Annotated in this window: 20 protein-coding genes; 15 read left to right on the top strand and 5 right to left on the bottom strand. The window is 69.0% G+C overall.

What is annotated here, in order from left to right; genetic code table 11:
* Window positions 1–74 precede the first annotated feature (74 nt).
* From icmF to JANGC3_RS0118625, 4 genes are all read right to left on the bottom strand, one after another.
* Complete coding sequence (gene icmF, locus JANGC3_RS0118640; RefSeq protein ID WP_017878005.1) at window positions 75–3371, bottom strand: fused isobutyryl-CoA mutase/GTPase IcmF; 3297 nt, start codon at window positions 3369–3371, stop codon at window positions 75–77.
* A gap of 170 nt (window positions 3372–3541) precedes the next feature.
* Window positions 3542–7141 carry an indolepyruvate ferredoxin oxidoreductase family protein gene (locus JANGC3_RS0118635; RefSeq protein ID WP_026133167.1) on the bottom strand — a complete coding sequence of 1200 codons (3600 nt, stop codon included), beginning with the start codon at window positions 7139–7141 and terminating at the stop codon, window positions 3542–3544.
* Window positions 7142–7437: 296 nt separating this feature from the next.
* Window positions 7438–8391 carry a LysR substrate-binding domain-containing protein gene (locus JANGC3_RS0118630; protein ID WP_017878003.1) on the bottom strand — a complete coding sequence of 318 codons (954 nt, stop codon included), beginning with the start codon at window positions 8389–8391 and terminating at the stop codon, window positions 7438–7440.
* Between the two features lie 128 nt (window positions 8392–8519).
* A complete protein-coding gene (locus tag JANGC3_RS0118625; RefSeq protein ID WP_026133166.1) occupies window positions 8520–9563 on the bottom strand; it encodes a GGDEF domain-containing protein in 1044 nt (347 codons plus the stop codon).
* Between the two features lie 474 nt (window positions 9564–10037).
* Here JANGC3_RS0118625 and JANGC3_RS0118620 point away from each other — a divergent pair, with 474 nt between their 5' ends.
* The 15 genes from JANGC3_RS0118620 (at window position 10038) to JANGC3_RS0118550 (ending at window position 23882) form a co-directional block, all read left to right on the top strand.
* Window positions 10038–10232 carry a Flp family type IVb pilin gene (locus JANGC3_RS0118620; protein WP_017878001.1) on the top strand — a complete coding sequence of 65 codons (195 nt, stop codon included), beginning with the start codon at window positions 10038–10040 and terminating at the stop codon, window positions 10230–10232.
* Between the two features lie 57 nt (window positions 10233–10289).
* Complete coding sequence (locus tag JANGC3_RS0118615) at window positions 10290–10799, top strand: prepilin peptidase (protein WP_232429731.1); 510 nt, start codon at window positions 10290–10292, stop codon at window positions 10797–10799.
* A gap of 130 nt (window positions 10800–10929) precedes the next feature.
* Window positions 10930–12345, top strand: a complete 1416-nt coding sequence (locus JANGC3_RS0118610) for a YifB family Mg chelatase-like AAA ATPase (protein WP_017877999.1) — start codon at window positions 10930–10932, stop codon at window positions 12343–12345.
* Entirely contained in the window at window positions 12342–13214 is an 873-nt protein-coding gene (cpaB, locus tag JANGC3_RS0118605) for a Flp pilus assembly protein CpaB (protein WP_017877998.1), read from the top strand. Before JANGC3_RS0118610 ends, cpaB begins: the two co-directional genes overlap by 4 nt.
* A 67-nt stretch (window positions 13215–13281) precedes the next feature.
* Complete coding sequence (locus tag JANGC3_RS0118600) at window positions 13282–14793, top strand: type II and III secretion system protein family protein (RefSeq protein ID WP_017877997.1); 1512 nt, start codon at window positions 13282–13284, stop codon at window positions 14791–14793.
* A gap of 17 nt (window positions 14794–14810) precedes the next feature.
* Window positions 14811–15125: a hypothetical protein gene (locus JANGC3_RS0118595; RefSeq protein ID WP_017877996.1), complete on the top strand. Its 315-nt coding sequence runs from the start codon at window positions 14811–14813 to the stop codon at window positions 15123–15125.
* Between the two features lie 12 nt (window positions 15126–15137).
* Window positions 15138–16553, top strand: coding sequence for a pilus assembly protein TadG-related protein (locus tag JANGC3_RS29600; RefSeq protein ID WP_017877995.1), 1416 nt, complete (start codon window positions 15138–15140; stop codon window positions 16551–16553).
* Window positions 16550–17029, top strand: coding sequence for a TadE/TadG family type IV pilus assembly protein (locus JANGC3_RS30900; RefSeq protein WP_017877994.1), 480 nt, complete (start codon window positions 16550–16552; stop codon window positions 17027–17029). Before JANGC3_RS29600 ends, JANGC3_RS30900 begins: the two co-directional genes overlap by 4 nt.
* Window positions 17019–17633, top strand: a complete 615-nt coding sequence (locus JANGC3_RS0118580) for a TadE/TadG family type IV pilus assembly protein (RefSeq protein WP_017877993.1) — start codon at window positions 17019–17021, stop codon at window positions 17631–17633. The genes JANGC3_RS30900 and JANGC3_RS0118580 overlap by 11 nt, the downstream gene beginning before the upstream one ends.
* Before the next feature lie 33 nt (window positions 17634–17666).
* A complete protein-coding gene (locus tag JANGC3_RS0118575; RefSeq protein ID WP_017877992.1) occupies window positions 17667–18842 on the top strand; it encodes an AAA family ATPase in 1176 nt (391 codons plus the stop codon).
* Window positions 18843–18871: 29 nt separating this feature from the next.
* On the top strand, window positions 18872–20218 hold the full coding sequence (locus JANGC3_RS0118570) for a CpaF family protein (RefSeq protein ID WP_017877991.1): 1347 nt from the start codon (window positions 18872–18874) through the stop codon (window positions 20216–20218).
* Window positions 20219–20245: 27 nt separating this feature from the next.
* Window positions 20246–21223 carry a type II secretion system F family protein gene (locus tag JANGC3_RS0118565; protein WP_017877990.1) on the top strand — a complete coding sequence of 326 codons (978 nt, stop codon included), beginning with the start codon at window positions 20246–20248 and terminating at the stop codon, window positions 21221–21223.
* Window positions 21224–21305: 82 nt separating this feature from the next.
* Window positions 21306–22232 (top strand): type II secretion system F family protein, encoded by a 927-nt coding sequence (locus tag JANGC3_RS0118560; RefSeq protein ID WP_017877989.1) that lies wholly within the window; start codon window positions 21306–21308, stop codon window positions 22230–22232.
* Between the two features lie 56 nt (window positions 22233–22288).
* Window positions 22289–23410: a LytR C-terminal domain-containing protein gene (locus JANGC3_RS0118555; protein ID WP_198292039.1), complete on the top strand. Its 1122-nt coding sequence runs from the start codon at window positions 22289–22291 to the stop codon at window positions 23408–23410.
* 160 nt (window positions 23411–23570) lie between these two features.
* Window positions 23571–23882 (top strand): BON domain-containing protein, encoded by a 312-nt coding sequence (locus tag JANGC3_RS0118550; protein ID WP_026133163.1) that lies wholly within the window; start codon window positions 23571–23573, stop codon window positions 23880–23882.
* Window positions 23883–23938: 56 nt separating this feature from the next.
* Here the strand turns inward: JANGC3_RS0118550 and JANGC3_RS0118545 are convergent, their stop codons facing one another.
* Complete coding sequence (locus JANGC3_RS0118545; protein WP_157406728.1) at window positions 23939–24514, bottom strand: hypothetical protein; 576 nt, start codon at window positions 24512–24514, stop codon at window positions 23939–23941.
* Between the last annotated feature and the right edge of the window lie 228 nt (window positions 24515–24742).

The following is a 24742-nucleotide window of genomic DNA, read 5'->3' as shown; positions in this document are numbered from 1 at the left end:
CCGTCATATTAGCGGTGAATGCGCTAACGTCGTGTCGTAGGCAAGCCGCCGCGGGCGCGGCGGCTTGTTAATTCCTACATATTACGACGATATTGGCCGCCGACCTCGAACAAGGTCGAGGTGATCTGCCCCAGCGAGCAGACGCGCACGGCGTCCATCAGGCGCTCGAAGACGTTTTCGTTGTCGATCGCCGCCTGCTGCAGCGCCGCCAGCGCGGCCGGCGCGGCGTCGGCGTGGCGCTGGTGGAAGTCCGCCAGGCGCGTCAGCTGCGACTGCTTTTCGTCGTCGGTGGAGCGGGCCAGCTCGATTTTCTGCGGCGCGTCGCCGGCCTTCGGGTTGCGGAAGGTGTTGACGCCGATGATGGGCAGGGTGCCGTCGTGCTTCTGGTGCTCGTACAGCATCGACTCTTCCTGGATCTTGCCGCGCTGGTAGCCGGTTTCCATCGCCCCCAGCACGCCGCCGCGCTCGGCGATGCGCTCGAACTCCTGCAGCACCGCCTCTTCGACCAGGTCGGTCAGCTCGTCGATGATGAAGGAACCCTGGTTCGGGTTCTCGTTCTTCGCCAGACCCCATTCGCGGTTGATGATCAGCTGGATCGCCAGCGCGCGGCGCACCGATTCGTCGGTCGGCGTGGTGATCGCCTCGTCGTAGGCGTTGGTGTGCAAGCTGTTGCAGTTGTCGTAAATCGCAATCAAGGCCTGCAGCGTGGTGCGGATGTCGTTGAAGTCGATTTCCTGGGCGTGCAGCGAGCGCCCCGAGGTCTGCACATGGTACTTGAGCTTTTGGCTGCGGTCGTTGGCGGCGTATTTGTCGCGCATCGAAATGGCCCACAGGCGCCGCGCCACGCGGCCCAGCACCGTGTATTCCGGGTCCATGCCGTTGGAGAAGAAGAACGACAGGTTGGGCGCGAAATCGTCGATGTGCATGCCGCGCGCCAGGTAGGCTTCGACGAAGGTGAAGCCGTTCGACAGCGTGAACGCCAGTTGCGAGATCGGGTTCGCGCCCGCCTCGGCGATGTGGTAGCCGGAGATCGACACCGAGTAGAAGTTGCGCACTTCGTGGTGCACGAAGTACTGCTGGATGTCGCCCATCACCTTGAGCGAGAACTCGGTCGAGAAGATGCAGGTGTTCTGGCCCTGGTCTTCCTTCAGAATGTCGGCCTGCACCGTGCCGCGCACGTTCTGCAGCACCCAGGCGCGGATCTTGGCCGCTTCGTCGGGGCTCGGCTGGCGCTTGTTCTCGACGACGAATTTGTCGACCTGCTGGTCGATGGCGGTGTTCATGAACATCGCCAGGATGGTCGGCGCCGGGCCGTTGATGGTCATCGAGACGGAGGTGCTCGGGCTGCACAGGTTGAAGCCGTCGTACAGCACCTTCATGTCGTCCAGGGTGGCGATGGAGACGCCGGAGTTGCCGACCTTGCCGTAGATGTCGGGCCGCTCGGCCGGGTCGGCGCCGTACAGCGTGACGGAGTCGAACGCGGTCGACAGGCGCTTGGCGTCCATGCCGGTCGAGACCAGCTTGAAGCGGCGGTTGGTGCGGAAGGCGTCGCCCTCGCCGGCGAACATGCGGGTCGGGTCTTCGCCCTCGCGCTTGAAGGCGAACACGCCGGCCGAGAAGGGGAACGAGCCGGGCACGTTTTCCAGCATCAGGAAGCGCAGGATCTCGCCGTGGTCTTCATAGCGCGGCAGCGCCACCTTGCGTATCCTGGTGCCGGACAGGGTGTGCTGGACCAGGCGGGTGCGGATTTCCTTGTCGCGGATTTTGACGACGTAATCGTCGCCGGCGTAGGCCGCCTGCATGTCCGGCCACATCGCCAGCAGCTTCTTCGAATTGGCGTCGAGGGCGTGTTCGCGCTCGGTGATCAGGCCGTCGAAGTCCAGCACCGGCTTGTTGGCGGCGGCCAGCATGCGCTTCGACTCGGTCAGTTGCTGGCGCTCGCGCGCCAGGCCGACCTGCTTGGCCGTGTGGCGGTGGTAGCCGCGCACGGTGTCGGCGATTTCGGCCAGGTAGCGGCTGCGCGCGGCCGGCACGATGACGTGCTTGGCGCTGGAGTGCTTGGCGTCCACCGGCGGCAGCTTGCCGGGCTTGGTTTGCAGGCCGAACCGCGCCAGCGACGGCAGCAGGCCGTGGTACAGCGCGGTCACGCCGTCGTCGTTGAAGCGCGACGCCTGGGTGCCGTAGACCGGCATCTCGTCGGGGCGCCTAGTCCACATTTCGCGGTTGCGCTGGTACTGCTTGGCGACGTCGCGCAGCGCGTCGAGCGAGCCTTTGCGGTCGAATTTGTTGATGACGATGAAGTCGGCGAAGTCGAGCATGTCGATTTTTTCCAGCTGCGAGGCGGCGCCGAATTCCGGCGTCATCACGTACATGCTGACGTCGACGTGCGGCACGATGGCGGCGTCGCCCTGGCCGATGCCGGAGGTTTCGACGATGACCAGGTCGAAGCCGGCCACCTTGCAGGCGGCGATGACGTCGGGCAGCGCCTGCGAAATTTCGGAGCCGGCCTCGCGCGTCGCCAGCGAGCGCATAAACACGCGCGGCTGGCCGGCGCCCCACGGGTTGATGGCGTTCATGCGGATGCGGTCGCCCAGCAGCGCGCCGCCGGATTTGCGGCGCGACGGGTCGATCGAGATGATGGCGATGTTCAGCGTGTCGCCCTGGTCGAGGCGCACGCGGCGGATCAATTCGTCGGTCAGCGACGACTTGCCGGCGCCGCCGGTGCCGGTGATGCCCAGCGTCGGCACGCGCAAGGTCGCGGCGGCGGCCAGCAGTTCGGCGCGCAGTGCCGGCGTGGCCTTGTCGTTTTCCAGCGCCGTGACCAGTTGCGCCAGCGGCCGGTGGCGCGCGCCGATGTCGCCTTCGCGCAGCGGCGCCAGCGAGGTCGGCGAATAGGTCGACAGGTCGATGTCGCACAGCTGGATCATCCACTGGATCATGCCGACCAGGCCCATGCGCTGGCCGTCTTCCGGGCTGAAGATGCGCGTCACGCCGTAGGCGTGCAGGTCGGCGATCTCGTCGGGGACGATGACGCCGCCGCCGCCGCCAAACACCTTGATGTGGGCGCCGCCGCGCTGCTTAAGCAGGTCGATCATGTACTTGAAGTACTCGACGTGGCCGCCCTGGTAGCTGGAGATGGCGATGCCCTGCACGTCCTCGGCCAGCGCCGCCGTGACCACCTCGTCGACCGAACGGTTGTGGCCCAGGTGGACCACCTCGACGCCGTTCGATTGCAGGATGCGGCGCATGATGTTGATCGAGGCGTCGTGGCCGTCGAACAGCGAGGCGGCGGTGACGAAGCGCACCTTGTTGGCCAGCTTCGGTTGCTCCGGCGCGGCGGGGATGGTGGTGGCGTTGGAAAGGTCGTTCATGATGTCCTTGGAATGGGCGCGATCTGAGTCGTTGTAAGTTATATGACGTTAACGTAAACGTCAAGTTAAACCAGAGGCGGGGCGCGGCGGCGATGAACAACCGCGGCGCCACCGCGGGGCCGGACCCGGACGGTCTGAGCCCGGCGTTGGCGCCGCGGTTTTTTGCCGGCTCAGGCGGCGTGCTGGTGGTCGTTGCCCGACAGCTTGGCCAGCAGGCGCGCCTTCTCGACGCGGTATTCGGCGACGGCCTTTTCCTTGACGTGGCCGAAGCCGCGGATTTTCTCCGGCAGGTTCGCCAGGTCCACCGCGACCGCGTGGTTGTCGGCGTTCAGCTTGCCCAGCAGGGCCTCGACCATCTGGCGGTACTCGACGATTAGCGCGCGTTCCATCTTGCGCTCTTCGCTGTAACCGAAGATGTCGAAGGCGCCGCCGCGCAGGCCCTTGGCCTTGGCCAGCAGCTTGAAGGCGCTCCACATCCACGAGCCGAATTCGGCCTTGACCAGGTGGCCCTTGGCGTCCTTCTTCGAGAACAGCGGCGGCGCCAGGTTGAACTTCAGCGAGAAGTTGCCTTCGAACTGCTGCTGCAACTGCTCGACGAAGCGGCCGTCGGTGTACAGGCGCGCCACTTCGTATTCGTCCTTGTAGGCCATCAGCTTGAAGTGGTACTTGGCGACGGCGGTCGACAGCTTGTTGCCCAGCGCCAGATTGGCCTCGGCCGCGCGCACCCGTCCGACCAGCTCTTCGTAGGTGGCGGCGTAGCCGGCGTTCTGGTACCCGGTCAGGAACTCGACGCGCTTCTTGATGACGTTTTCCAGGCTTTGCGGCATCTGCACGACGATGGACTGGGTTGGCGTGGCGATCTTCTCGACGCGCTTCAGGTCGACGGCGGCGCGGCGGCCCCACAGGAAGCTCTTCTTGTTGGAGGCGATGCCGACGCCGTTCAACTCGATGGCGCGCAGCAGCGCCGCCTCGGTCAGCGGAATGCGCCCCTTTTGCCAGGCGTAGCCGAGCATGAACAGGTTGGCGGCGATCGAGTCGCCCATCAGCGCCGTGGCCAGCTTGGTGGCGTCGATGAAGTCGGCGCTGTTGTGGGTGGCGGCGCCGACCGATTCGCTGATCAGCGCGCGCACTTCGGCGCTCGGGTACTGCCAGTCGGCGTTCTGGGCGAAGGTGCCGGGCGGCTGCTCGTGCAGGTTGACCACGGCCATGGTGCGGCCCGGGCGCATCTTCGAGATGGCGTCCTGGGCGCCGGCGGTCAGCATGTCGCAGCCCAGCACCAGGTCGGCTTCGCCGGTGGCGATGCGCTGGGCGCGCAGGTGCGCCGGCGAGCGGGCCACCTTGACGTGCGAGGTGACCGAACCGTTTTTCTGCGACATGCCGGTCATGTCCAGCACCGAGGCGCCCTTGCCCTCGAGGTGGGCGGCCATGCCCATCAGCGCGCCGACGGTGATGACGCCGGTGCCGCCGATACCGTTGATGAGGATGTTATACGGCGCGTCGCATGGCGGCAGCAGCGGTTCCGGCAGCGCGCCGAAGCCGTCGTCGGCGTTGTCCTTGTTGGCGTCAACCTTGACGCCGGTCCTGGTCTTCTTCAGCGCGCCGCCCTCGACCGTCACGAAGCTCGGGCAGAAACCCTTCACGCACGAGTAGTCCTTGTTGCAGGACGACTGGTCGATGGTGCGCTTGCGGCCGAATTCGGTTTCCTTCGGCAGGATCGAGGTGCAGTTGGACTGGATGCCACAGTCGCCGCAGCCCTCGCAGACGGCCTCGTTGATGACCATGCGCTTGGCCGGGTCGGGGAACTCGCCTTTTTTCCGGCGCCGGCGCTTCTCGGCCGCGCAGGTCTGGTCGTAGATCAGCACCGACAAGCCCTTGACCTCGCGCAGTTCGCGCTGCACCGCGTCCATGTCCTTGCGGTCGTGCAGCGTCAGGCGCGCCGGCAGCGCGCCGCGGTCGCTGTAGCGGCCCAGGTCCTCGGTCACCAGCGCGATGCGCTGGATGCCCTCGGCCGCCATTTGCTGCGCCATCAGCGGCACGGTGATCTGGCCGTCGACCGGCTGGCCGCCCGTCATCGCCACCGCGTCGTTGTAGAGGATCTTGTAGGTCATGTTGACGTTGGCCGCCATCGCCGCGCGGATCGCCAGGTAGCCGGAGTGGAAATAGGTGCCGTCGCCGAGGTTCTGGAACACGTGCGGGATCGTCGAGAACGCCGCCTGGCCGATCCACGGCGCGCCTTCGCCGCCCATGTGGGTGGTCAATTTGTTCATGTCGGGGTAAATCGAGGTGGCCATCACGTGGCAGCCGATGCCGGCCAGCGCCAGGCTGCCCTCCGGCACCTTGGTCGAGGTGTTGTGCGGGCAGCCGGAGCAATAGAAGGCCGGGCGGAACGGCGTGTTGACGGCCTTTTTCAAGACCGCGTCCTTGGCGTCGAGGAAGGCCAGGCGCGCCTTGATCAGCTCGCAGGTCACTTGGTCCGTGATCAGGCGCGAGACGCGGCTGGCGATGACGCGCGCCACTTGCGAAACCGAAAAATCGGCCTTCGACGTCAGCAGCCACTCGCCGCGCGGCGCCACCCATTCGCCCTTTTCATCGAACTTGCCGATGACGCGCGGACGCACGTCGTCGCGCCAGTTGTACAGTTGTTCCTTCAACTGGTATTCGACGATCTGGCGTTTTTCCTCGACCACCAGGATCTCGTCGAGGCCCTGGGCGAACTCGCGCACGCTGTCCGGTTCCAGCGGCCACGGCATGGCCACCTTGAACAGGCGCATGCCGACGTCGGCCGCCATCTGCTCGTCGATGCCCAGCTCCTCCAGCGCTTCCAGCACGTCCAGGTAGGACTTGCCGGAGGCGATGATGCCCAGCTTGGCGTTCGGGCTGTTGATCGTCGTGTGGTTGAGTTTGTTCTCGCGGGCGTAGGCCAGCGCCGCGTAGATCTTGTAGTCCTGCATCAGCGCTTCCTGGTTGCGCGCCTGCTGGCCCAGCGGAATGCTCGACAGGCGCGCGTTCAGGCCGCCCTCGGGCATGACGAAGTCCCGCGGGATTTTGACGTCGACGCGGAACGGGTCGGCGTCGACCGAGGCGCTCGACTCGACCGTGTCGGCGAGCGCCTTGAAGGCGACGGTGCAGCCGGAAAAGCGCGACATGGCCCAGCCGTGGATGCCCAGGTCCAGGTATTCCTGCACGTTGCACGGGTACAGCACCGGAATCATCGAGGCCGAGAACAGGTGGTCGGACTGGTGCGGCAAGGTCGACGAATAGGCGCCGTGGTCGTCGCCGGCCACCAGCAGCACGCCGCCGAGCTTGGAGGTGCCGGCGTGGTTCATGTGCTTGAAGACGTCGCCGCAGCGGTCCACGCCCGGGCCCTTGCCGTACCACATGGCGAACACGCCGTCGTACTTGGCCGGGCCGATCAGGTCGACCTGCTGCGAGCCCCAGACGGCCGTCGCGGCCAGGTCTTCGTTGACGCCGGGGACGAACTGCACGTGGTGCGCCTCAAGGTGCTTCTTGGCCTTCCACAGCGTCTCGTCGAGGCCGCCCAGCGGCGAGCCGCGGTAGCCGGAGATGAAGCCGGCGGTGTTCAGGCCGGCGGCCTGGTCGCGCTGGCGCTGCATCATCGGCAGGCGCACCAGCGCCTGGATGCCGGACAGGAAGATGGCGCCGGAGGACGCGGTGTATTTGTCGTCGAGGCTGACGGTGGTCAGGCGCGAGGGTGTGCTGCCGGCGTGGTGGTCCAACGCTGCGGGCGGCGTCGCCGTGGTGTCTGGCATGGTGGGGCTCCAAAAGGGTCTTTCAGATCGCGCCTGGCCGGGGGCGCGCCGGGTAGGCGCTGGACGGTCAGGCGATGCGGCCGCTGGTTGGGCGGCAATACAGCTATTCTAGACTGAAAAAACGGGCTGCGGCGCGAGTGTACGGCGATCCCGGCGCGCGCGGAAATAGGGTTTGCGGATGGGGGTATAAGAAAAAGTGATGGCCTTGCGCGCGCGGCGCCCGCCGCCGCGCACTGCGTGTAACAGCGGCAAGCCGAGCAAGTTCCACGGTTGCCGGCCGCGCATCGGACCCGCGGCTACGCTTGCGGTGCCGGTCGCGGCGCCAGCAGGCGCGCGCCCAGCCAACTGCCGCTCTCGCACAGTTGCGTGCTGACCTGCTGCACCAGGCGGCTGACGGCGGCCGCCGCGTTGGTCAGCGGGATGTTTTTCGACGCGCACAGCACCACCGTGCGCGACAGCGGCGGACCGTAGATCGCGTGGGTGCGCATGGTGCCGCGCTCGACCTCGGCTTGCAAGGGCGCCACCGGCAGGATGGTCGCGCCCATGTCGGCCAGGATCGCCGACTTCAGAATGGCAATCGAATTGATTTCGATGACGCTGCCCAGCGCCAGCCCGGCCGTGCGCGCCGCGCTGTCGATGCGCGGACGCACGCCGTGCTGCTGGCCCGGCAGGATCAGCGTCGCCGCCAAGGCCTGCGCCAGCGTGATGGCGTGCTGGCCGCGCAGGTAGGGGGCGTCGGCGCGGCAAATAAAACGCATGTCTTCCTCGACCAGCGCGGTGGCGGCGAAGGGCGTCAGCTGGCCGTCGTCGAACAGCAGCGCCAGGTTGACCCGGCCCGACTTCAATTGCTCGGCCAGGTTGCCGGTCAGTTCCTCGGTCAGTTGCAGCGTGATTTCCGGGTATTGCGCGCGCGCCGCCGTCAGCAGCGGCAGCGCCAGCGCGCCGGAAATGCTGTGCGGCAGTCCCAGCGTGACGCTGCCCGACGGCCGCGTGGCCGATTGCGTGACGGCCGACTTGGCGTCGGCCACCTGCTTCAAGATGGCCTGGGCGTGTTCGTAGAACACTTTGCCGGCGTCGGTGCTAAGCACGCCCTGGGCCGAGCGGTGCAGCAGTTGCGCGCCCAGCTCCTCTTCGAGCTGGCGCAGTTGCTGGGTCAGCGCCGGCTGCGCCACGTGCAGCGCCAGCGCCGCCTTCGACAGCGAGCCGTGGTCGGCGATGGCGACAAAGTAGCGCAGTTGGCGTAATTCCATAGGGTTACTTATTGTTGCTAAAAGAATTAAACAATGCGCAGAGTTGGCGGAAAACCATCTTGAAAGGGAACGCGTTGATAGACTCGTTTTAGCCTGCCGCGCACGCGCCCGCCTCTAGGTTTGTCGCGCTAGAAGAATTCGGCGGTGTCGTTCGAGGCCACCGCGTGCAACTGGCCGGTCTCGACCAGTTCGTCGTAGTGGCAGGCCAGGTTGCGCCCGTGGCTCTTGGCGTAGTACAGCGCCTGGTCGGCCCGGCCCAGGATGATCACCGGCGCCTCGGCCGCGTTCAGGCTGACGAAGCCGACGCTGACGGTAATGCGGCCGACCTGCGGGAAGTCGTGGGTTTCGACGTTGATGCGGAAGCGGTCGATAATCTTGTGCGCGTCCGCCAGCGTGCTCGAGCGCAGCAGCACGACGAATTCCTCGCCGCCGAAACGGAAGATGCGGTCCTGGGCGCGGAACGACGATTGCATCAGGTTGGCGATCAGGATCAGCACCTCGTCGCCGTACAGGTGGCCGAACTTGTCGTTGACGAGCTTGAAATGGTCGACGTCGACCACCGCCAGCCATTGCTTCTCGGTCTGCGGCGGCTGGCGCCGCTCGCGCTCGCCCGGCGGCGTGGCCGCCTCGTAGTCGCCGCCCGATTGCAGCACCTTGGCCAGCTGGTCGTCGAAGGTCTTGCGGTTGAGCAGGCCGGTGAGGGAGTCGCGCTCGCTGTAGTCGAGCAGGTTCTGGAAGTTGCGGTAGACGCTGACGATGCCGCCGACGACCTGGATGGTGGCGCCGCTGTACGGCGTCGGGTTGGTGATTTCCAGGCAGGTGTCGGCCTTGTCGCCGATCCAGATCGGCAGCCACAGCATGTGGCGGCCGTCGTCGCAGACGGTGTCGGCGCTGGCCTGGTGGCCGGCGATGCAGGCCGCCAGCGCCGGATAGCACTCCAGCGGCTCGCCCGGGGCGGCGCTGTCGCTGTGCTCCTCCATGCGCGCCGCGCTGCCGGCGCTGATGACCGCGCGCGCGCGCACAAACACCTGGCCGCGCAGCCTCGTCAGCGCCAGCACCCGCGTTTGCGCCGCGCCCGCCAATTCCTGCACCGCCGAAATCACCGAGATGTCGAGCATCGTGTGGTCGCGGTGGCCGGTCATGTCCACCATGTGTTTGAGAAGGGAATCCATTGTCGATCTCTGGAAAATAGTCACACGAGCATTGCGGTAAGCTGAAGTATGGCTGCGCCCATTTAATTTGTCACAAATTGCGAAAGCAAGGCGCACTCTACAACCGAGCAAGATGCCTTTCCAAAGAACAGCTAAGCAGGATAATGGCTTTTTGCCTAATAGGCAATTCTCATATGAAATTTTTCACGGAAAGTGCCGCGATTGCGCTTTTGCCGCCACGACACACCGAAAAAACCACAGGCGCCGCCGTTCCGCCGCCGCGCCGCGGGGCGCCGAAGCGCGCCGCGGCGGGCTGCCGCACGGTTTCTGTAGTTGCCGCATGGAAAACTTGCGCCACGTCAATTTGGTAAATCCTGGACGTTTTATAGTGGCTTCAATGGCGCAGAAGTTGAAGTTGGAGAGCTAATTGCAGGCACGCTGCGGGGTTTTCCGGCCGATGGCGCCAGGTAGTTCAACCCACTCCAGGAGCTTACCATGAACGCATTTTTCTCCGCAGTACAACGCTTTGCCGGCGACGAAGACGGCATCACCGCCATCGAGTACGGCCTCATCGCGGCGCTGATGGCCGCAGGCATCGGCGGCTTGACGACCCTCCTGCTCGGCGCTACCGACACGGTAGGGTTGAGGGGCGCTTTTAAGCAGATCTCCGACGTGCTGAACGCCGCCTAGGACCCCTTGCCCCCGTCCGCCACGCGGCCGGGGGCATTTTTTTCGCGGAGGTTGATCGTGGCTACCCTTGTTTTGCTGGAAACGGCGCTGCTGTGCTGCGTGGCAACGGCGGCCGCCACCGATCTGGTCTGGCGCAAGATTCCCAACGCCCTGGTGCTGGCCGGCCTGGGCGCCGCGCTGCTGTTGCAGGCGGGCGCGCCGCTGGCCTGGCTGGGCGGCGCGCTGACCGGCCTGCTGCTGTTTCTGCCGCTGTATGCACTGCGCGGCATGGCCGCCGGCGACGTCAAGCTGATGGCCATGGTCGGCGCCTTCACCGGCGCCGGGCCGGCGCTGCTGGTCGGCCTGGCCACCTTGCTGATCGGCGGCGCGATGGCGCTGGCGATCGTCCTGCTGCGCCGCCGCGGCCGGGAGGCGCTGGCCAACGTGCGCGCGCTGCTGTCGCACGCCTTGTGGCGCGCCGCCGGCGTGCCGCTGGCGGCGGCGCCGCCGGCCAGCGTCGGCGGCATGCCGTACGGCGTCGCCATCGCGCTGGGCACGGCGTCGCTGGTGTGGTGGCGGCACCTGTAATGCGCTTGCAAAAATGCATTTTTTGCTTTGTATCAAGGGCCGGGCGCACGCCGCCGATAGAATCAAATCCTGACTTTGCACCTTTGCACCCGGGCTTGAAGCAGCCCGCCGAACCGGATAGGAGCAGCGCATGATCGACGTCGAACACCCGTTGGCCGCCGAGGCCGCCGCCCGCGAACGCGGCGCCGAAACGGATTTGCTGCCGCCGCAGCCGCGCAGCGTGCGGGATACCGGGCTGGAGCAGCAATTGCTGGTCGAACTGGTGGCCAAGGTCGTCTTCATCGCCGGCAAAAGCCATCTGTCGGTGCTCAGCACCAGGCTGCGCCTGTCGATCAACGTCTTGCGCGAGGTGCTCGGCTTCATGGTCGGCGAGCAGCTGGTCGAAGTGGCGTGGCGCGGCGAGTCCGACATCGACGTGCAGTACCAGTTGACCGGCCCCGGCAAGCTGCGCGCCGCCGTCTATCTGGAGCGCTCGCCCTACGTCGGGCCGGCCCCGGTGACGCTGGAGGCGTATTGCGCGGTGGTCGGGCGGCAGTCGTGGCGCCAGCCGGAGCGCGCCCGCCTGGGCGCCGCCCAGATCGGCGCCGCGTTCGGCGAGCAGCGCCTCGGCGCCGGCGTGCTCGAGATGGTCGGCGCGGCCATGTATTCGGGCCGCTCGATGCTGTTGTACGGGCCGCCGGGCGGCGGCAAGACCACGCTGGCGCGCCAGCTCGGCGGCTTGCTGCAGGGCCTGGCCGCGGTGCCCTACGCCGTCGTGGTCGGCCAGGAAATCGTCCAGATCTACGACCCCTTGCTGCATTTGGCGCCGGCGCCGCAGCACGCCGCCCACGCCCAGCAGATGGTCGAGCGGCGTAGCAGCGACATCCGCTGGGCCCTGTGCCAGCGCCCGGTCGGGCAGATTGGCGCCGAGCTCAGCGCCGACATGCTGGACTTGCGCCACGACGCCTTCGGCGGCTGCTACCAGGCGCCGCCGCACCTGAAGGCCAACAACGGCATCTTCATCGTCGACGACCTCGGCCGCCAGCGCGTCGCCGCCGCCGAGCTGCTGAACCGCTTCATGCAGCCGCTCGACCTGGGCCTGGACCAGTTGTCGCTGCGCGGCGGCCACAAGTTCACCGTGCCGTTCGACGTGGTGCTGGTGTTCGCCACCAACCTGGCGCCGCACACGCTGCTCGACGAGGCCTTCCTGCGCCGCCTCGGCTATAAAATCCACGTCGGCGCGCTGCAGCGGGCCGACTACCGCGCGTTGCTGCGCCAGCAGTGCCGCCACGCCGGCATCGCCTGCGACGAGGCGGCGCTGGCGTATCTGCTCGACGACCTGCACGGCGCCAGCGGCCGGCCGCTGCTGGCCAGTTATCCGCGCGAGCTGCTGGGGCGCATCGCCGATTTCGCCGGCTCCGCCGGGCGCGCCCCGCACCTGTCCGAGGGCGCCCTCGACCAGGCCTGGCACAGCATGTTCGCCGCCTGCGGCGAGGCCGGGCCGGGCCCGGCCGCCGGCGCCAACGCCGTCTGCGACCCGGCCAACCAGTTCGAGGCCATCGTATGAAAAACGGGCGCGCGTTTCTGATCATGGCGCTGGCCGTGCTGCTTGGCTTGGGCGCGGTGGCGCTGGCGTCGCGCTGGCTGCTGCGCCAGGGTCCCGGCAGCGCCGGCAAGGTGGTGCTGGCCGCCGCCGACGTCAACCTGGGCCAGCGCCTGACGCCGGAGATGCTCAAACTGAGCGACTGGCCCGCCGACAGCCTGCCCCAGGGCGCCTTGCAAGACCCGCTCAAGCTGTCCGGGCGGGTGCTCAAGAGCAGCGTGCTGCGCGGCGAGCCGCTGACCGAGGCCAAGCTGGCGCCGGTCGGCACCGTCGGCGGCTTGTCGGCCCTGATCACCGAGGGCAAGCGCGCCATCACGGTGCGCGTCAACGACGTCGTCGGCGTGGCCGGTTTCGCCTTGCCGGGCAATTATGTCGACGTCATCGTCTACACCCAGCGCGACCGCGGCGCCGCGGTCCAGGCGCAGGCGCAGGACCCGAGCATCTCGAAGATCGTGCTCGAGCGCATCCTGGTGCTGGCGGTGGCGCAGGAGGTCGGGCGCGACGACACCAAGCCGCGCGTGGTTAACGCCGTAACGCTGGAGGTGACGCCGGCGCAGGCCGAGAACCTCGACCTGGCGCGCAGCGTCGGCACGCTGTCGCTGGCGCTGCGCAACCAGATCGACCCGGCGCCGGGCGTCACCGGCGGCGCCACCAAGGTCACCTTGCTGGGCGAGCGGCCGGCGGCGGCGCCGCCCGCCGCGGCGGCGCCGGCCGCCGTGGCCGCCGTCGCGCCCGCCGCGGCGCCGCCGGCGGCGCCGCAGAAGGTGGCGCTGGTCCAGCGCCGTTGCAGCGCCGTCATCGACGGCCTGCGGCTGTCGCAGGAATGTTTTTAGGCATCCGAACATCTCAGCACGGCCGCACTGGCCGCCACCGCATCGCTCAAGCCGGGGATACGTCCATATGAATAGCCGCACCACGATCGTCTTCGCCCTGTCCGCGGCGCTGGCCAGCACGGCGGCGGCGGCGCCGCCGACGCCGACGCCGCCGGCCGAGCGCCAGGGCGCCCGCGCGGCGGCCGGCGAGGGCGGGCCGCGCTGCAGCGGCGAGGCGGCCAAGCCGGGCCGACTGGCGCTGCAACTGGGCAAGTCGCAACTGATGCGCCTGCCCGAGGCGGTGCTCAGCCGCAGCGTCGGCAATCCCGCCGTGGTGCAGGCGATGCTGGTGGCGCCGGACACGCTGTACCTGCTCGGGGTCGACGTCGGCAGCACGAATATGATTATCCAGGGCAAAAGCGGCGTGTGCAGCCTGGTCGAGGTGGTGGTTGGCATGGACCCCGGCGGACTGCAGGCCAGCCTGGCCGCGCTGATGCCGGACGAGAAAAACATCCGCGTCAGCGCGGCCGCCGATTCGCTGGTGCTCAGCGGCACGGTCGAGGACGCCACGGCGCTGGGGCGCGCGCTGGAACTGGCCAACGCCTATGTGCGCAAGCCGGCCCAGGCGCTGGCGGGGCTGCGCAAGGGCGAGGACGGCGCGGCCGGCGCCCCGGCTAATTCCGGCGGCGGCGGCGGCGGCGGCGGGGCGGCGGCCGGCAGCCGCATCATCAACCTGCTCAACGTCAGCGCGCCGCAGCAGGTGATGTTGGAGGTGCAGATCGCCGAGGTGTCGAAGTCGCTGCTCGACAAGCTCGAGGTCGGCGCGACGCTGCGCTACGCCGCCGGCAGCTGGGCCACCACGCTGCTGTCGAATTTCCTCACCGGCAGCACCGGCGGCCTGCTCGACGCCCGCAAGTCGAACGGCAACCAGCTGACGCTGGCGGCGCAAAAGCAGGACGGCCTGATCCGCATCCTGGCCGAGCCGACCGTGATGGCCATCAGCGGCCAGGAGGGCAGTTTCCTGGCCGGCGGCAAGATCTTCATCCCGGTGGGCCAGGACAACGGCAAGGTCACGCTGGAAGAGAAGGAGTTCGGCGTCGGCCTGCGCTTCACGCCGACGGTGCTGGCCGGCGGGCGCATCAACCTGAAGGTGGCGCCGGAGGTGTCGGAGGTGTCGCGCGAGGGCGTCGGCATCAGCGCCGCCGGCTTCACCGGCGGCGCGGTGCTGCCCTTGATCACCACGCGGCGCGCCGCCACCACGGTGCAGTTGTTCGACGGCCAGAGCTACGCCATCGGCGGCCTGATCAAGAGCAACCAGGTCAGCAACATCAAGGGCTTGCCGCTGCTGGGCGAAGTGCCGGTGCTGGGCGCGCTGTTTCGCAGCACCGACTTCCAGCACGACCGCAGCGAATTGCTATTCGTGATTACCGCGCACCTGGTCAAACCGCTGCCGCCGAACTACGCGCTGCCGACCGACCAGTTGCATGCCCCTGGCCGGGCCGAGCTGTTCCTGGGCGGGCGCATGGAGGGCGCGGCGCCGGCGCCTGCGCCGGCCGACGCGCCGCCGGCGCAGGCCGCCGCCGGCTTTGAATTGAAGTGACGCATACGGGAGCCACCATGCACACCAGCTTGCACACACCACCACAGCGCGCCGCTGCGCATCCGCGCCGGGGCCGGCCGCTGCTGGCCGCCGCGCTGGCGGCCTTGCTGGCCGGCTGCGCGCCGACCACGCCGCAGTTGGACCGGCGCGCCGGCGACGCCGTGCGCATCGCCTTCGCCCAGCAGGTGGCGCGTCCCGGCGCCGCCGCCAACCCGGACCCGGTCGCCGGCATGGACGGCAAAAGCGCGCGCGCCGTGCTGGAGCGCTACCAGAAGTCGTTCGCCGAGCCGGCGCCGCCGGCCGGCAACTTCACCATGGGGTCCGGCAAGTAGCCGGGGCGCGCCATGGCACAACCATCCATCCCGTTCTTTCGCCGCTGGCGGCGCCAGCGCGGCGTGTTCGCGGTGCTGCTGGCGCCGCTGCTGCTCGGCCTGGTCCTGTGCATGGGCGTGGTGCTCGACATCGCCCAGGTCCACCACCGCCGGACCGAACTGCAGAACGTCGCCGACGGCGCCGCGCTGGCGGCGGCCAGGCAGCTCGACGGCACCCCCGCCGGCATCGCCCTGGCGCAGGCCGAGGCCGGCCGAGTCGTCGCCGCCAACCGGGTCGGGTATGGCGGCGTCGCCATGGTGTGGGACAACGCGGCGCTCGGCTTCGCCGACGCGCCCGGCGGCGGCGCCGGCTGGGTCGACGCGGCGACGGCGAACGCGGCGCCGGCCAATTACTGGTTCGCCCGGGTCGACACCGCCGCGTTGGCCGGCGCCAACGTCGCCACGCCGTTCATGCGCAGCGTCGACAGCGCCGTCGGCGTGCGCAGCGCGGCCGCGCACGCGGTGGCGGGCCACACCTCGATCAACCTCGCGCCGCTGGCCATTTGCGTGATGAGCACGGCGCCAACTGCCGTGCGCAGCAGCGGCGGCTTGAACGAGCAGGTGGAATTCGGCTTCCGCCGCGGCGTCGGCTACAACCTGCTGGCGCTGAATCCGACCGGGCCGGCCGCGCGCAACTACGTCATCAATCCGCTGGCGACGCCGCCGGCGGCGTCGGCCCCGGCCAATTTCGGTGCGGCGGTGCTGAACCCCTTCATGTGCAGCGGCAGCGTGCCGATGGCGCGCGTGCCGGCCAGCGTGTATGTCAGCGCCATCTCGCCGGCGCAGTTCGCCTACGCCGCCCAGCTCAACTCGCGCTTCGGTCCCAGCGGCGGCTGCGAAAACTCCGTGGGCGTGGCCGACAACAATGTGAAGCCCTATCCGCCGACGCCGAGCGGGCAAACGGCGGTGGCGGCCACCACCGGCAGCGCCACCGCGCTGCGCACCAAAGCCGACCTGCCTGTGCCCTTGCCTTCGGCCGCCAGCGAAACCGTCGAGGCCAAGCACTACGGGCCGCTGTGGGGCTTTTCGCGCCCGCTCACGCCCGCCGGCGCGCCGTTCGCGTTGACCGACTGGCCGACGCTGTACCGGGTCAACAGCGGCGCCGACGTCGCCGCACCCGGCAATTATCCCGCCAGCGGCGCGCCGTATACCAGCCTGGCCATCGCCTGGTTCCTGTCTTCCAGCATCGCCAATCCCAGGCTGCCCGGGCGGCGCGTGCTCAACGTCGCGCTGCTCAATTGCACGCTGCCGACCGCCCCGACGGCGACGGTGCTGGCGGTCGGCCGTTTCTACATGACGGCGCAGGCCAGCGCCACCGCCATCAGCGGCGAATTCGCCGGCGTCGCGGCGCCGGCGGCGCTGGGCGGGCCGGTGGGGCTGTTCCGATGAGCGCGCCGCGTACCGCCGCGCGGCGCGGCCGGCAGGACGGCGTCGCCGCCGTCGAGTTCGCGTTGGTGCTGCCGATGTTGCTGTTGCTGCTGGCGGTGATGGTGCCGATCGTCCAGACTTTTTTGTATTACAACGCGATGCAGAACGCGGTGCAGAACGCGGCGCGCTTCATGGCGGCCACCTCGGCCGGCGACATGAGCCGGGGGACCAAGCGCGCGCTGGCGGTGAAAGCGGCGCGCCAGATCGTGCTGGACGCCGCCGCCGGCAACGGCCTGCGGATCGAGGTGCCCGGCGACGTCAGTGTGATGTGCAACAACGTTTCCTGCGAAGCCAACGCGCCGGCGCCCACCACGATCCGCGTCTTTGTCCTGCCCTTCGTGCTGCACGTCGGCGTGCTGCAGGGCGTGCGCGACCTTTTCCACCTCGGCAGCGATTTCACCATCGCTCTGGACGTGACGGTGCCGTATGGCGGCTGAGGCGAAAACCCGCGCGCGGCGGCGCGGCCGGGCGGCCGCGGGGCGCGGCGTCGTCGCCGTCGAGTTCGCCTTGCTGCTGGCCATGTTCCTCGGCGTCGTCTACCTGCTGGCCGAGAGCGCGCACGCGATGTTCCTGGCGGTGACGCTGCAGGACACGACGCGGCGCGCCGCGCGCGCCGCCGCCGTCGCCGATTTCAGCAACGCCCCGACCATGCAGGCGCTGCGCCGGGGCGCGCTGCTGGCCGACGCCAACGGCAAGTTGCGCCTCGGCGGCCCCATCGACGCCAGCTATCTGCGCATCGACTACCTGTCGCTCGACGGCGACGGCGTCATGCAGCCGATCGCCGCCGTCGCGCTGCCGGCCTGCCCGGCGCTGAACCGCGCCGTCTGCTTCACCAATCCGAACGGCGCCGGCTGCATCCGTTTCGTGCGCGCGCGCCTGTGCCGGCCCGGCACCGACTGCACCGCGGTGGCGTACCCGCCGCTGATACCGCTGCCGGGGGCCCTGCTGGACTACAACGCCGGGGCGCTGTCGCTGAACCAAGCCGCCACGGTGGTGCCGGCCGAGACGCTGGGCTACGACCCGGCCGGCGGCTGCCCGTAGCGCGGCATTTGATTTCCACAGAAAGGGAGTGCGATGAAAGCGTTGATGATCACCCGGGACACCCAGCTGCACGCCGAGGTCGCGGCGCAGGGCACGGCGCGCATGCCGCCGCTGCAACTGTCGGCCGGCCGCGACGGCCTGCGCGACGCCGTCGAACGCGTCGTGCCGGAGCCGCCGCAGCTGGTCATCGTCGACGCCAGCGAGGTCGCCCCGGCCGAGGCCGAGCTGCTGGAACGGCTGGCGCGCATGTACCCCGGCGCCGCCTTCATGCTGCTGACCGACGGCCACCAGCAGGAGTTGATGATACGCGCCATGCGCGCCGGCATGCGCGAGGTGCTGGCGCTGCCGCTGCAGCACAAGGCCTTCCACGAGGCGATGGACCGGATCGACGTGCAGGCCGGTGTCACCCAGCAGCGCGACGGCAAGGTGCTGGCCTTCCTGTCCTGCAAGGGCGGCAGCGGCGCCACCTTCATCTCGACCAACTTCGGCTACGCGCTGGCCACGCTGGCCGAGAAGAAGGTGCTGCTGATCGACCTGCACGGCCAGTTCGGCGACGCCGCGCTGTACGTGTCGGACCAGAAGCCGGCGATGACGCTGGCCGACGTCTGCCAGCAGATCGCCCGCGTCGACGGCGCCTTCCTGGCCTCCTGCCTGGTGCACGTCTCGCCCGGCTTCGGCGTGCTGGCGGCGGCCGACGACCCGACGCTGGCGCTGGACATGACGGCCGAGCACATGGACACCATCCTGCGGGTGGCGCGCCAGCACTACGACTACATCGTGCTCGACGTCGGCCGGCAGATCGACCCGATGTCGCTGCGCGCGCTCGACGGCGCCGACGCCATCTACCCGGTGCTGCAACTGGCGCTGCCGGACATCCGCGACGGCCGCCGCCTGCTCGACATCTTCCGCTCGCTCGGCTATCCGAACGAGCGCGTGCACCTGATCGTCAACCGCTACGAAAAGGGCGGCAAGCTGCGCCTGGCCGACCTTGAGCACGCGCTCGGCGCCGAGGTGGTGCACGCCGTGCCCAACGACTACATCTCGGCGACCGACTCGGTCAACCAGGGCGTGCCGGCGCTGCTGCTGTCGCGCACCAGCGCGGTGGCGCGCAGCATGGCCGAGCTGGTCGAGCGCGTCACCGCGCGGCGCCTGTCCGAGCACAAGGGTTTGTTCGGCCGCCTGTTCGGCCGCGGCGACGCCGAATTGTGACACCCCCCCCCAACCAACCGGAGTACACCATGAGCTTACGTGAACGCCTGGCGGTGGCCGACCAGGGCCGGCCCGCCAGCGGCAACCCCGGCGGCCTGGCCGGCCAGGCCTACCAGGAATTGAAGAAAAGCATGCACCAGGCGATCCTCGACCGCATCGACCTGGAGCGCCTGAAGCGCCTGACGGCCGAGCAGTTCAAGCACGAGCTGGCGCTGCTGGTGCAGCGCATCATCGAGGACGAGCGCATCGTCCTGAACCAGCAGGAGCGGCACAACCTGGTGCTCGACATCCAGCACGAAATGCTCGGCTTCGGCCCGCTCGAGCCGCTGCTGGCCGACCCGGGCGTGTCCGACATCCTGGTCAACACCCACAGCCGCGTCTACGTCGAGCGCGCCGGCCGCCTGGAACTGACCGACGTCACCTTCCACGACAACGCCCACCTGATGAAGATCATCGAAAAGATCGTCTCGCGGGTCGGGCGCCGGGTCGACGAGTCCAGCCCGATGGTCGACGCGCGCCTGCCGGACGGCTCGCGGGTCAACGCCATCATCCCGCCGCTGGCGGTGGACGGGCCGATCCTGTCGATCCGGCGCTTTTCGGCGAACCCGCTGACGGTCGCCAACCTGCTCGACAACAAGAGCCTGACGCCGCCGATGGTGCAGGTGCTGCAGGCGCTCGGCCACGCCAAGATCAACATCCTGATCTCCGGCGGCACCGGCAGCGGCAAGACGACGCTGCTGAACGTGCTGTCGGGTTCGATTCCGGCGAACGAGCGCATCGTCACCATCGAGGACGCCGCCGAGCTGCAGATGCGCCAGCCGCACGTGGTGCGCCTGGAAACGCGGCCGCCCAACATCGAGGGCAAGGGCGAGGTCAGCCAGCGCGCGCTGGTGCGCAACGCGCTGCGCATGCGTCCCGACCGCATCATCCTCGGCGAGGTGCGCGGCGCCGAGGCGCTCGACATGCTGCAGGCGATGAACACCGGCCACGAGGGCTCGCTGGCGACGATCCACTCGAACTCCCCGCGCGACGCCCTGGCGCGGCTGGAGAACATGGTCGGCATGGCCGGCGTCAACCTGAGCCCGCGCGCCACGCGCCAGCAGATCTGCTCGGCGGTGACGGTGGTGATGCAGGTGTCGCGGCTGACCGACGGCGCGCGCAAGCTCGTCAGCATCCAGGAGATCACCGGCATGGAGGGCGACATCATCGCCATGCACGAGATCTTCCGCTTCGAGCAGAGCGGCGTCGACAAGGATGGCCGGGTGCTCGGCCACTTCGCCGCCACCGGGGTGCGGCCGCGCTTCGCCGAGCGCCTGCGCATGTTCGGCGCGCCGGTGCCCGACAGCGCCTTCGACCCGGAGCGGGTGTATGAATAGCCGGCGCGCCGGCGCCGCGGGGGCGCCATGGACCTGAGTTTCTACGGCTTCGCGGTGCTGCTGTTCGCCGCCTGCTTCCTGCTCGTCGAGGGGATCTGGCTGTGGTGGTCCGGCAGCCGCGGCGGCAGCGCCCAGAACATCGCCCGGCGCCTGCGCCTGATGTCCGGGCGCGGCCAGGGCGGCGCCGACAAGGTGTCGATCCTCAAGCAGCGCCGCTACAGCGACTGGCCGCCGCTGGAGCGGCTGCTACGGGCGCTGCCGGGCAGCGCCGCGCTGGACGTGCTGCTGCAGCAGTCGGGCACCAAATGGTCGGTGCTGCAGGTGCTGGCCGCCAGCGTATTCGGCTTGGCCTGCGGCGCCGCGCTCTCGCTGGGCTACGGCGTGCCGGCGCTGGCCGGGTTGGGCCTGAGCGGCGTCGCGCTGGCGCTGCCATGCCTGCTGCTGCTGCGCGCCCGCGGCGCGCGCCTGCAGCGCATCGAGGCGCAGCTGCCGGAGGCGGTCGACTTCCTGGCGCGCGCGCTGCGCGCCGGCCATTCGTTTTCGAACGTGCTGCAAATGGTCGGCGACGAGCTGCCCGAGCCCATCAGCGCCGAATTCAAGTTCGCCCACGAGGAAATCAACTACGGCGTGCCGATGAACGAGGCGCTGCAAAACCTGGCCACGCGGGTGCCGCTGACGGACCTGCGCTACATGGTGATCGCGGTGCTGATCCAGCGCGAGTCGGGCGGCAACCTGGCCGAGCTGCTGGGCAGCATCGGCAGCATCATCCGCGCCCGCCTGAAGCTGCTGGGGCGGGTGCGCGTGCTGTCGGCCGAGGGCAAGCTGTCGGCCTGGGTGCTGGGCCTGATGCCGCCGGCGATGCTGCTGATCATGTCGTTCATCAACCCCAACTACGTGCGCGTGTTGTGGACCGACCCGGGCGGCGTGCGCCTGCTGTGGTACTCGGTCGGCATGGTGGCGGTGGGCGTGCTGTGGATGCGCAAGGTGATCAGGATCAGGATATGAAACCCATACAGCGGACGCCGCGGAAGCGGACCAGGCGCTGCAAGCGGATGGGCGCGGCCGCGGCCGGCCGGAAGGAGGCGTCATGAACGGGCGGCAATGGGGTTTCCTCGTCATCGTGTTCGGCGTCGTCGTCGCGCTGGTCTGGCTGGCGCTGCTGATGTTTATGCCGGTGGCGCTGCGCCGGCGCCTGTTCTCGTTCATGGCGCCGGCCGAGGCGCAGGCGGCGCCGGCCAGCGGCTGGATCGAGCGCGCCGCCAAGGTGGCGCAGCCGCTGGCGCGCCTGTCGTTGCCGGCCGACGGCTGGGAGCGTTCGCCGCTGCGCACCCGCTTCATGAACGCCGGCTGGCGCCACCCGGCCACGGCGCCGCTGTATTTCGCCGCCAAGTCGCTGCTGGCGCTGCTGCTGCCGGCGCTGGTGGCGCTGTTCGCCGCCGGCGCGCTCGGCGCCGTGCTGCACCGCAGTCTGCTGCTGCTGCTGTTCGTCTGCGCCAGCGTCGGCTACTACCTGCCCAACGCGGTGCTGGCGCGCTGCGCGGAGCGGCGCCAGCGCGAGATTTTCGAAACCTTCCCGGACGCGCTCGACCTGCTGACGGTGTGCGTCGAGGCCGGCCTGAGCCTGGAGCGCGGGTTGGCCAAGGTGGCCGCCGAAATCCACATCAAGAGCGTGGTGCTGGCGCAGGAGCTGCAACTGGTGCTGATGGAAATGCGCGCCGGCTTCAGCAAGGAAAAGGCGCTGCGCAACCTGGCCCTGCGCAGCGGCGTCGAGGACGTCGACACGCTGGTGGCGATGCTGATCCAGTCCGAGCGCTTCGGCACCAGCATGGGCGATTCGTTGCGCGTGCATTCCGACAACCTGCGGAGCAAACGCAGCCTGGTGGCCGAGGAGGCGGCCGCGAAAATCGCCTTGAAACTGCTATTTCCGCTGATTTTTTGCGTGTTTCCAACGCTGCTACTGGTGCTGGTCGGACCCGCCGGCATAGAGCTCGGCAAGACCCTGTCGATTCGCTGAACCGGCGCCCGCGCCGGCGCCACACTATGCGGCTGCCCAGCCGCGGGAGAAGCCGCATGCACACAACACCCCTTACCCGCCTTGCCGCCGCCTGCGCCACGGTTCTGTTGGCCGCCTGCGCCGGTGGCGGCCAGGCGCCGGCCGGCGCGCCGTTCGCGCCGGCGCCGGTCCAGTCGGTCCAGTCGGCCCAGTTGGCCGACGGTTACTACGCGCTGGGTCGCAAGCAACACGCGGCGCGCCGCGACGCCGACGCCGCGCGCGCCTACCAACTGGCGCTGCAGTTCGACCCCGGCCATGTCAACGCCGGCAACGCCCTGGCGGTGCTGGCGGCGGCGCAGGGCGACTACGGCCGCGCGATCGCCCTGTGGCAAGACCTGACCCGGGCCGGCGCGGCGGCGCCGCGCAGCGCCTTCCTGTTCGCTAACCTGGGCTATGCCTATTTCCTCGGCGGCGACAACGAGCGCGCGCTGGCCGCGCTGGAGCAGGCCTGCGTGCTCGACCCGTCGAACGCGCGCAGTTGGGAGCACCTCGGCGCCGTGCTGGCGAAAATCGGCCAGGCCGAGCGGGCCGCGCTGATGCTGGCCCAGGCCGCCAGCCTGCGCACCCACAAAGCCGGCGACGACTACGCGCTGCTGCGGCGCCACGGCGTGGGGGCAGCGCCCGCCGCCGCGCCGGCGCGGCAGGCCGAGCGCGCCGATGCCGGCAGCGACGCGCTGGCGCGTACCGAACTGGTGGCCAGCGGCGACGTGCTGCAACTGCGGCGCGTGGCGGCGCCGGCTGTGACTGCGGAGGCGGCGCCGGCACCGCCACCGTTGGCGCACGGCGCGCCGCGACCGGCGCCGCTGCTGCTGGAAATTCGCAACGGCAACGGCGTCACCGGCATGGCGGCGGCGCTGGGGCGCACGCTCGCCAGCGAGCAACTGCGCGTGGTCCGGCTCGGCAACGACGCCTCGTTCCGGGTCGCGCGCAGCCGCGTCGAATACCGGCCCGACATGGCGGCGCAGGCGCGCGCGCTGGCGGCCCGGCTGGGACCGCTGGTACTACTGGAGCAGGCCAGTTGCGGCGCGGCCGACCTGCGCGTGGTGCTGGGCCGCGACCTGCTCGACGCGGCGGCGCTGCAGCGCCGCTACGGCAAAGCGGCGAAGCTGGCCCGGCTGGAGCCGGGCAAACTCGGTTGAGGCGCGGCGGCGCAAAGGCTGGCCCGTTTGACGCCGCACAAACGGCGCGCCGCGCCAGCGCCGACAATAAGACAGCCGTTCGCAGTCGTCCGGCCCGCGGCGGCGGCGCCGTTCGGGCCTGACGCGCGCCGCGCACCAACCCACCCCAAGGAGCAGAGCCATGAAACGAGTGCATCCCCTTTATTCATTCCTGGTCGCATTGCTGACGCTGGCGCTGGTGGCCTGCGCGCCGACCGCCAAGCGCGAGGGCGTTGGCGAATACATCGACGACTCGCTTATCACGACCAAGGTCAAGGCGGCCCTGGTCGACGACCCCCAGCTAAAGGCGCGCGAAATCAACGTCGAAACCTTCAAAGGCACGGTGCAACTGAGCGGCTTCGTCAGTTCGCGCGAGGACATCAGCAAGGCGGTCCAGGTCGCGCGCGGCGTGAAGGGCGTCACGGCCGTCAAAAACGACATGGTCGTCAAGTAGCCGGGGCCGCTTGCGCGGCATTGCGGCGCGGGCGGGCCGATTGAACGGCAAAGCCCTTAGCGGCGCTCGCGCCGCAGCGGCAATTGGCAACCCATGCCGAACACCAGGGGCAGCAAGACGATACCGATGCCGACGGGCGACATGAACGCCAGGACGGCGTCGAACTGCTGCGTCGGTCCCCACTCGCCTGATGACCCAGCGGCGTGGCAGGCGGCGCCGACCGCGGCAATGACCAGTCCGCCTCCGACGACGGCCGGCAGGGTTGCGCGATTTTTCCCGGCAAGCCATACCGCCGCCGGCACGACCAGCGCGGCCAGCAGCGGCAGCGCCGCGGCGAGCATCAGCGCGGCTAGGTACACGAAGGAATGCGCCAGCCAACCGCCGAGCTGGTCCGGGGCGAGCTGTCCTTGCGCCACTTGGCCGCAGCCTTGAGAGACGGCCTCCATCAAGGCCAGCGCCGCGATGGCCGCAGCCACCGCCAGATAGCCGCGGACGATGCGACCCGCGCCCAGCGCCGCGAACGAGGCTGGCACCAAGCGGCGCAGCAGCAGCGTGGCGACACCGGCGAACAGCAGTAGCAAGGCAAGGCCACCGGGGCGGTTAAAGTCGAGTAAAGAGAGGTTGCTTGGCATGGCGAGTGCACCGCTGCATAGCGGCGAAGTAAGGAGGCGCGGGTGGTGCGTAAGAAAAAAGGGACACAGGCCGAAGCGGGTAACCCTCTGATTTGCTGCTGTATTCTGCTGTTGACTGCAGATTTCGAACTGGCCACCTAAGTGTTTAGATTCGTGTGATTATGCACCTTTCCGTAGCTGGCCACTCTTTAAAGCCAGGCACGTTTTGAGTACACTACTTCTTTCCAG

The sequence above is a fragment of the Janthinobacterium sp. CG3 genome (assembly GCF_000344615.1).
Lineage (GTDB): Bacteria > Pseudomonadota > Gammaproteobacteria > Burkholderiales > Burkholderiaceae_D > Janthinobacterium.
This window is presented reverse-complemented; position numbering and strand designations above follow the sequence as displayed.